The 7113-nt window shown below is 43.0% G+C and carries 3 protein-coding genes; all 3 read left to right on the forward strand.

Annotation, left to right across the window (positions count from 1 at the left end; translation table 11 throughout):
• Window positions 1–110: 110 nt before the first annotated feature.
• The 3 genes from BMW53_RS11690 to BMW53_RS21395 all read left to right on the forward strand — a co-directional run bounded on the left by BMW53_RS11690 (window position 111) and on the right by BMW53_RS21395 (window position 6987).
• Window positions 111–3305: a SusC/RagA family TonB-linked outer membrane protein gene (locus BMW53_RS11690; protein WP_217642940.1), complete on the forward strand. Its 3195-nt coding sequence runs from the start codon at window positions 111–113 to the stop codon at window positions 3303–3305.
• Between the two features lie 128 nt (window positions 3306–3433).
• Window positions 3434–5428, forward strand: a complete 1995-nt coding sequence (locus BMW53_RS11695; protein WP_038559369.1) for a RagB/SusD family nutrient uptake outer membrane protein — start codon at window positions 3434–3436, stop codon at window positions 5426–5428.
• Window positions 5429–5466: 38 nt separating this feature from the next.
• Complete coding sequence (locus tag BMW53_RS21395; protein ID WP_038559373.1) at window positions 5467–6987, forward strand: PKD domain-containing protein; 1521 nt, start codon at window positions 5467–5469, stop codon at window positions 6985–6987.
• The last annotated feature ends 126 nt before the right edge of the window (window positions 6988–7113 follow it).

The raw sequence follows: 7113 nt of genomic DNA on the forward strand, positions 1-7113 counted from the left end.
TTCAAAAACAAAATAATTATTCAAGTTTCTATTAAAACTATTCAAAAATGATGGAAAAAAATCGATGTATTCATGGATTAAGCCCATGTGTGCAAAAAATGCTCAGACTTATGACGCTAACGGTTTTAATGATGTTCATCTTCAATGTTGGAGTGATGGCATCTGGAAATACCGTTACGGGTGTTCAGCAAAATTCTATTTCAGGTAAAGTAATCGATGAGTCAGGTGAAACATTACCTGGTGTTACAGTATTACTAAAAGGAACTACCAACGGTACTGTTACCAACATTGATGGGCTATTTACCCTTTCGGGAGTAAAAGAAGGTGATGTGTTGCAGTTTTCGTTTGTTGGAATGAAATCGCAGGAAATTACAATTGCCAGTCAGACTTCAATTGATGTAACCATGATGCAGGAAACTGTAGGTATGGAAGAAGTTGTGGTGGTTGGTTTTGGTACGCAAAAAAAAGTTAACCTAACCGGTGCAGTTGGTGTAGTTGATAATGAAAAACTGGAAGCACGACCTGTACAAAATGCATCGCAAATGTTGCAGGGTTTGGTTTCGGGTCTAAACATTAGCCAAACAGGTGGTAGCCTGGAAGATAGTCCAACTATTAATATCAGGGGTACGGCCACTATTGGTCAGGGATCTACCGGATCGCCACTGGTACTTATCGATGGTATGGAGGGCGATATCAATGCTATTAACCCACAGGATATCGAAAGTATTTCGGTACTGAAAGATGCTGCTGCTTCATCAATTTACGGTTCACGTGCACCATTTGGTGTAATTTTGGTTACCACAAAAAAAGGTGCCGAAGGCAAAATGGTGATTAACTACAACAATAACTTCCGTTGGAGTTCGCCAATTAACGTGCCCGATATGATGGACTCGTACACCTTTGCCACTTTCTTTAACGATGCCAATATTAATGGTGGAGGCGGTGCCTTTTTCGATGAGGAAAGAATGCAACGTATTCTTAACTATCAAAACGGATTAACAAGAGACGAAATAATCCAAAACCCGGATAACCCGCAATACTGGGCTGATGGTTATGGCTACGGACAAGCAAATAACGACTGGTACGATGTGATCTATAAAGATTATTCTTTCTCGCAGGAACACAATATGAGTATCAGTGGCGGAAATAAAGCAATTAAATATTATGCTTCAGGAAACTTCCTCGATCAGAGTGGTTTAATGGAGTTTAATACCGATAAGTTTAAACGCTATACAACAACCGTAAAAGTTTCGGCACAACTAACCGATTGGGCAAAAGCCACGGTAAGCAACCGTTTTATCCGCGAAGATTTTGGCCGACCAGCTTCCTTAACCAACGACTTATTTGCCGATTTGGCACGCCAGGGCTGGCCTGTACTTCCCGTTTACGATCCGAATGGATATTTATACTCTTCGCCTTCGCCGGCTTTGGGTTTAAGTGATCGTGGCCGCGATAAAAGTCAGAAGGACTGGCTTTATCAACAAGCACAGTTAGTGTTGGAACCCGTTAAAGACTGGATAATTACAGGTGAACTGAATTACCGTACTCAAAACGATTTCAGAAGCTGGGATTTACAGAAAACTTATAACCACGATGTTGACGGAAACCCGGTGTTGTACAGCAGTAGTTCGCTGGTTCATGAACAGGCATTCCGTGAAAACTATGTGAACAGCAACTTGTTTACCGAATATACTAAAGAAGTAGGCGAAGGACACAATTTTAAAGTGCTTGTGGGTTTCCAGTCTGAAGTATTAAAAAGACGTGCTATTTCGGCCGAGCGCAACGGAATTATGGTTCCATCGTTACCAACTTTAAATACAACTTCAGGTACCGATGCCAATGGCGAAGTAACTGCTCCGCTGGTGTCGGGAGATTATAACCACTGGTCAACACAAGGTTTCTTTGGTCGTATAAACTATAACTATAAAGAACGTTATTTAATTGAAGGTAACCTTCGTTACGATGGAACATCACGTTTCCGTTCCGACCGACGCTGGAACTGGTTCCCTTCAGTATCAGCAGGATGGAATATTGCCCGCGAACCATTTTGGGAAGATATGCAGGACATAATCGGAACAATGAAACTGCGTGGCTCGTATGGCGAACTGGGTAACCAAAATACCTCAAACTGGTACCCAACTTATGTTACAATGCCTGTAGGAACTTCAAACGGAGGTTGGTTGGTAAATGGCGTACAGCCTAATACAGCTTCTGCTCCTGGTTTGGTAAGCCAATCGTTAACCTGGGAAAGGGTAAAAAGCTGGGACGTAGGTTTGGATATGTCGTTTATCAGCGGAAAACTTTCTACATCATTCGATTATTATACCCGTTATACCAACGATATGGTTGGACCGGCACCTGAGTTACCTGTTATTTTAGGTAATAATGTTCCCTCGGTTAATAATACCGACTTAAAAACCTATGGTTTTGAATTGGAAGCAACATGGAAAGACCGTTTGAAAAATGGCCTGGGTTACAGTGTGCAGGTATTATTATCGGACGCACAAACCGTTATTGAAAAATATCCGAATCCGACCGGAAACCTTGATACTTATGTTGAAGGCCGTAAACTGGGTGAGATTTGGGGATACGAAACCATTGATATTGCCAGAAACGAAGGAGACATGGAAGCTCACCTGGCTACCTTGCCAAACGGCGGACAGGATGCACTGGGCAGCCAATGGGAGCAAGGAGATATTATGTATCGCGATTTAAACGATGATGGTAAAATTGATAATGGTGCCAACACCATTAACGACCATGGCGATATTAAAGTAATTGGAAACAGTACTGCACGTTTCCCGTTCTCGGTTGATTTAGCCGCCGACTGGAAAGGCTTCGATATTCGTGCTTTCTTCCAGGGTGTTCTGAAAAGCGATTACTACATTAACAGCTACTATTTCTGGGGTGCCTGGGACTGGGGCATTTGGTGGTCTTCGGGTTTAACTCAACACGAAGATTATTTCAGAGCCGACGCTGATCACCCGCTCGGACAAAACCTTGATGCTTATTATCCACGTCCGTTGTTTAACGGTAAAAACCATCAGTCGCAAACTGGTTATTTACAGGATGCCTCTTACATTCGTTTGAAAAACCTGCAGTTTGGTTATACCATTCCGGAGCGTTGGGCTAATTCTATTGGAATTGAGAAACTGCGTGTTTACGTTTCCGGAGAAAATATCTGGACGGGTACTAAAATGACCAAGATTTTCGATCCTGAAACAGTGTTCAATCCTGACCGATGGACGGGAACAAATTACCCGTTAAACAGAACTATTTCATTAGGTGTGAGTGTTAATTTATAATTCTGATTACAAATGAAACGCGCATGAGAAAGATTACCGCATACAGGCGAATGCTTAAAATCGTGCGGGTTCCCTGTCTGCCGACAGGCAGGCAGCTTATACCTTTAATAACAAACAATTTAAATAAGATGAAAAAACAATATAATCTTTTATTAGTAGTACTACTTGGGGGGATCGCGTTTTTCACCTCGTGCGAAAACAATCTTCTTGACAGAGAGCCTCTTTCAAGTATTACTCCGGAGCAATACCTTTGGGATGAATCGCAATTGGCAGCCTATTCCATTGATAGATATGGTGCTTTACCAACCCATGGTACATGGTCGTTTGGTACTTTCGGAAACGATGCCAATACCGATAACCAGGCCAGTATCGGTTACGATAATAAATATGCACCGGGCCAGTGGCGCGTAGGCCAATCGGGTGGCGAATGGAATTTCTGGAACATTAACCAGTGTAACTATTTTCTGCAAACCGTTTTGCCACGCTGGAAAGCAGGCGAAATTACCGGTAGCACCGAAAAAGTTAATCACTATATCGGAGAAATGTATTTCTTCAGAGCATGGGAATATTTCCAAAAAGTACAAACTATTGGCGATTGCCCTATTGTGAAAAGCGTACTGAAGGACGAACAAACCGAGCTGACCGAAGCCAGTAAGCGAACGCCACGTTCGGAAGTGGTTCGTTTTATTGTTGCCGACCTCGATTCAGCCATTAATTTAATGATGGTTACCTCTCCTGATGCTGCACAAAACCGATTAAATAAAGCTTGTGCACAGCTTCTGAAATCGCGGGTTACACTTTACGAAGCAACCTGGTTGAAGTATTTTAAAGGTACTGCTTTTGTACCGAACGGAACAGATTGGCCGGGAGCATCAAAAGCCTACAACGACGGCTACCAATTCCAGGCCGGAAGTATTGATGGCGAGATTGAATGGTTATTGAGCGAATCAATGGAAGCTGCAGCTGAAGTAGCCGATAATTATCCGCTGGTAGAAAACAACGGTATATTACAACAATCAACTGCTGATGCCAATAACCCTTATTTCGATATGTTTAGCGATGTGGATATGTCGGGGTATGCCGAAGTTTTGTTGTGGAGACAATACGATAAAGGTTTAGGAATAACACATAACGTTCCGGTTTATGCCCAACGTGGTAACCACGGAGTAGGCTTAACTAAAGGAATGGTTGATGGTTTTGTTATGGCAAATGGTTTACCTATTTATGCTGAAGGTTCAGGATATCACGGCGACGACTATGTTGAGGATGTGAGAACAGATCGCGACGGCAGATTGTGGTTATTCCTGAAACAGCCCGACCAGGTTAACGTACTTTACGAGTCGGTAGAAGGAACCCACGCTACACCGGTTGAACCCGTTCCTGAAATTACAAACACAAACGTAGAACAAGGATACAGCACCGGATATGCAATTCGTAAAGGATTAAATTACGATGCAGCGCAATGTGCAAACGGTGGTGGTTACACCGGAGCAATTGTGTTCAGAGCAACCGAAGCTTATTTGAACTACATGGAAGCATGTTACGAAAAGAATGGTTCGCTGGATGGAAAGGCAAGCGCCTACTGGACAGCTATCAGAAACCGTGCAGGAGTAGATGCCGATTTCCAGAAAACAATTGCCAATACCAACATGGCCGAAGAAGCTAAAGGCGACTGGGGTGCATACTCGGCCGGTAGCCTAATCGACGAAACCTTGTATAACATCCGCCGCGAAAGACGTTGCGAGTTAATGGCTGAAGGACTTCGCTGGATGGATTTAAAACGTTGGAGAGCACTGGATCAAATGATCGATGAGCCCTACCATGTTGAAGGTTTTAAACTTTGGGGACCAATGCTCGACTGGTACGATGCAGCTAAATTAACGCATAGCTCGGCTAATGCAAATGTATCTGCACCATCGGCAAGCGATTACCTGAGACCTTATGAAAAAACCGGAAAAGAACTGGTGTACGAAGGATACCGTTGGACAATGGCACATTACCTGAGCCCAATTGCAACTCAACACTTCCTGATTACTTCGGAAAACGACGATACTTCTACTTCGCCGATTTATCAAAATCCGGGATGGTCAATTGAAGCGAATACATCTCCAACAGATTTATAAAAGCAGGTTGTTTTTTTGAATCCTTTAAATGAATTAAAATGAAAAATTTTAAAAGATATATGTCGAGATTGTCAGCAGTAGCACTTCTGCTTTCTCTGATTGTCGGATGTAACGACGATGACACTTTCGAGCCGATTAACCCAAAGGCTGAATTTACTTACGAGATAAGTGCCGATAACCCATTCGAAGTGAGTTTTGTAAGTACCATTACCGATCGCGATTCGCTGCGCTGGAACTTTGGCGATGGCGAAACCTCTACTTTAGCTCACCCTTCGCATATTTATGCTGAAGTTGGTGCGTATGATTTAACTTTAACTGCCTATGGTGAGCCGGGTTCTGTTCCAACGGTAATCGATACAATAATAAACATTCAGGTTTTCGATCCGGAGGCAGACTTTTCCTATTCGGCAAGTACCGATAATCAGCTGGAAATTAAATTTACGGCCTCAACCAGCTTTGCCAAATCGTATGCATGGGATTTTGGTGATGGCGGAACATCGGGTGTAAAGTCGCCAACACATATTTTCGACGAAGTTGGAACTTACACGGTAACCTTAACGGCCACCGGATTCGAGGGATCAACTCCAACTGTTGTTACCAAATCGGTAACTGTTGGCGAAGTTTTGGATAAACTTAGCGGTACTGTAATTGGTCACGAAGGATCGTGGGATGGCGTAAACGGTTTAATTGGTGCTGCACTTGACGGCGATTTATCAACCTTTGTTGATGCTGCAAGTGGCGACGAAGGATTTGTAGGTTACGACTTCGGCGAAGGCAACAAAGCCCGCATCAAGTTAATTCGCTATGCTCCACGTAATGGTTATACCGGTCGTGTTGTAGGTGCTGAAATCAGAGCTTCGAATGATGCCGACTACATGAATAATTACGATGTGCTGTATACAATTAGCGAAGAACCAGCCGAAGGAACACTTACAGAGGCTGCCATTTCGCTGACAAAAAGCTACCGCTATGTTTACTATTATTCGGCTCCGGGCGGGTATTGTAACGTGGCCGAAGTTGAATTTTATGGTGAGTTGAATCCGTTTGAAGCAGGTTTGATCGATATGTCGAACTGGTCAGAGGCAGTAAATGTTGCCGGAATTTCTGTAGCGATTACTCCAAGTACTATTAGTTTTAGCGGAGGTGATGATAGCTGGCCTGGTACAGCTATTTATCAGCAGGTTACTGTTGAGGCAGGTACCTACAAACTCGATGGAAGTTTGATAATTGATGAGATTAATACGAATACCTGGTGCGAAATGTTCTTCAGTTCTGACGCGCCGCAGTCTGGTGTCGATTATTCTTCGGATGGTGGTTCAATGGCCGAGAATGGCGGATTACAGGTTGCGTACAGTACCTGGAACGGAAGTCCGCAAACAGTGGGAACATATGATTTCTCGAGTACTGATGAAGGAGGAATGAATACTGCCGGTAATTATCCAACCGACGGAATATACACCTTTAGCGAGCCTGCAACTTTTTATATTGTAATTAAAAGTGGAGCCGCACAGGCGTATAACTTTACACTGAATAAATTAGCATTTAGTAAGGTAAACTAGTTGCAAACTGGTTGTTTATAGTTTTTAAAATGAGGCTGTCCAAAAAGGCGGTCTCTTTTTTTATGCTGCAATTTCAGAATAGTAGTTTTTCATCCAGATTTTAGATTGTTGCTTTTTCAAGTTGTT

This window comes from Draconibacterium orientale (genome assembly GCF_900111425.1).
GTDB lineage: Bacteria > Bacteroidota > Bacteroidia > Bacteroidales > Prolixibacteraceae > Draconibacterium > Draconibacterium orientale.

What these genes read in the sequence shown, in the direction of transcription:
- BMW53_RS21395 (WP_038559373.1), top strand. Translation starts at nt 5,467, where the DNA reads ATGAAAAATTTTAAAAGATATATGTCGAGATTGTCAGCAGTAGCACTT.
- BMW53_RS11695 (WP_038559369.1), top strand. Translation starts at nt 3,434, where the DNA reads ATGAAAAAACAATATAATCTTTTATTAGTAGTACTACTTGGGGGGATC.
- BMW53_RS11690 (WP_217642940.1), top strand. Translation starts at nt 111, where the DNA reads ATGACGCTAACGGTTTTAATGATGTTCATCTTCAATGTTGGAGTGATG.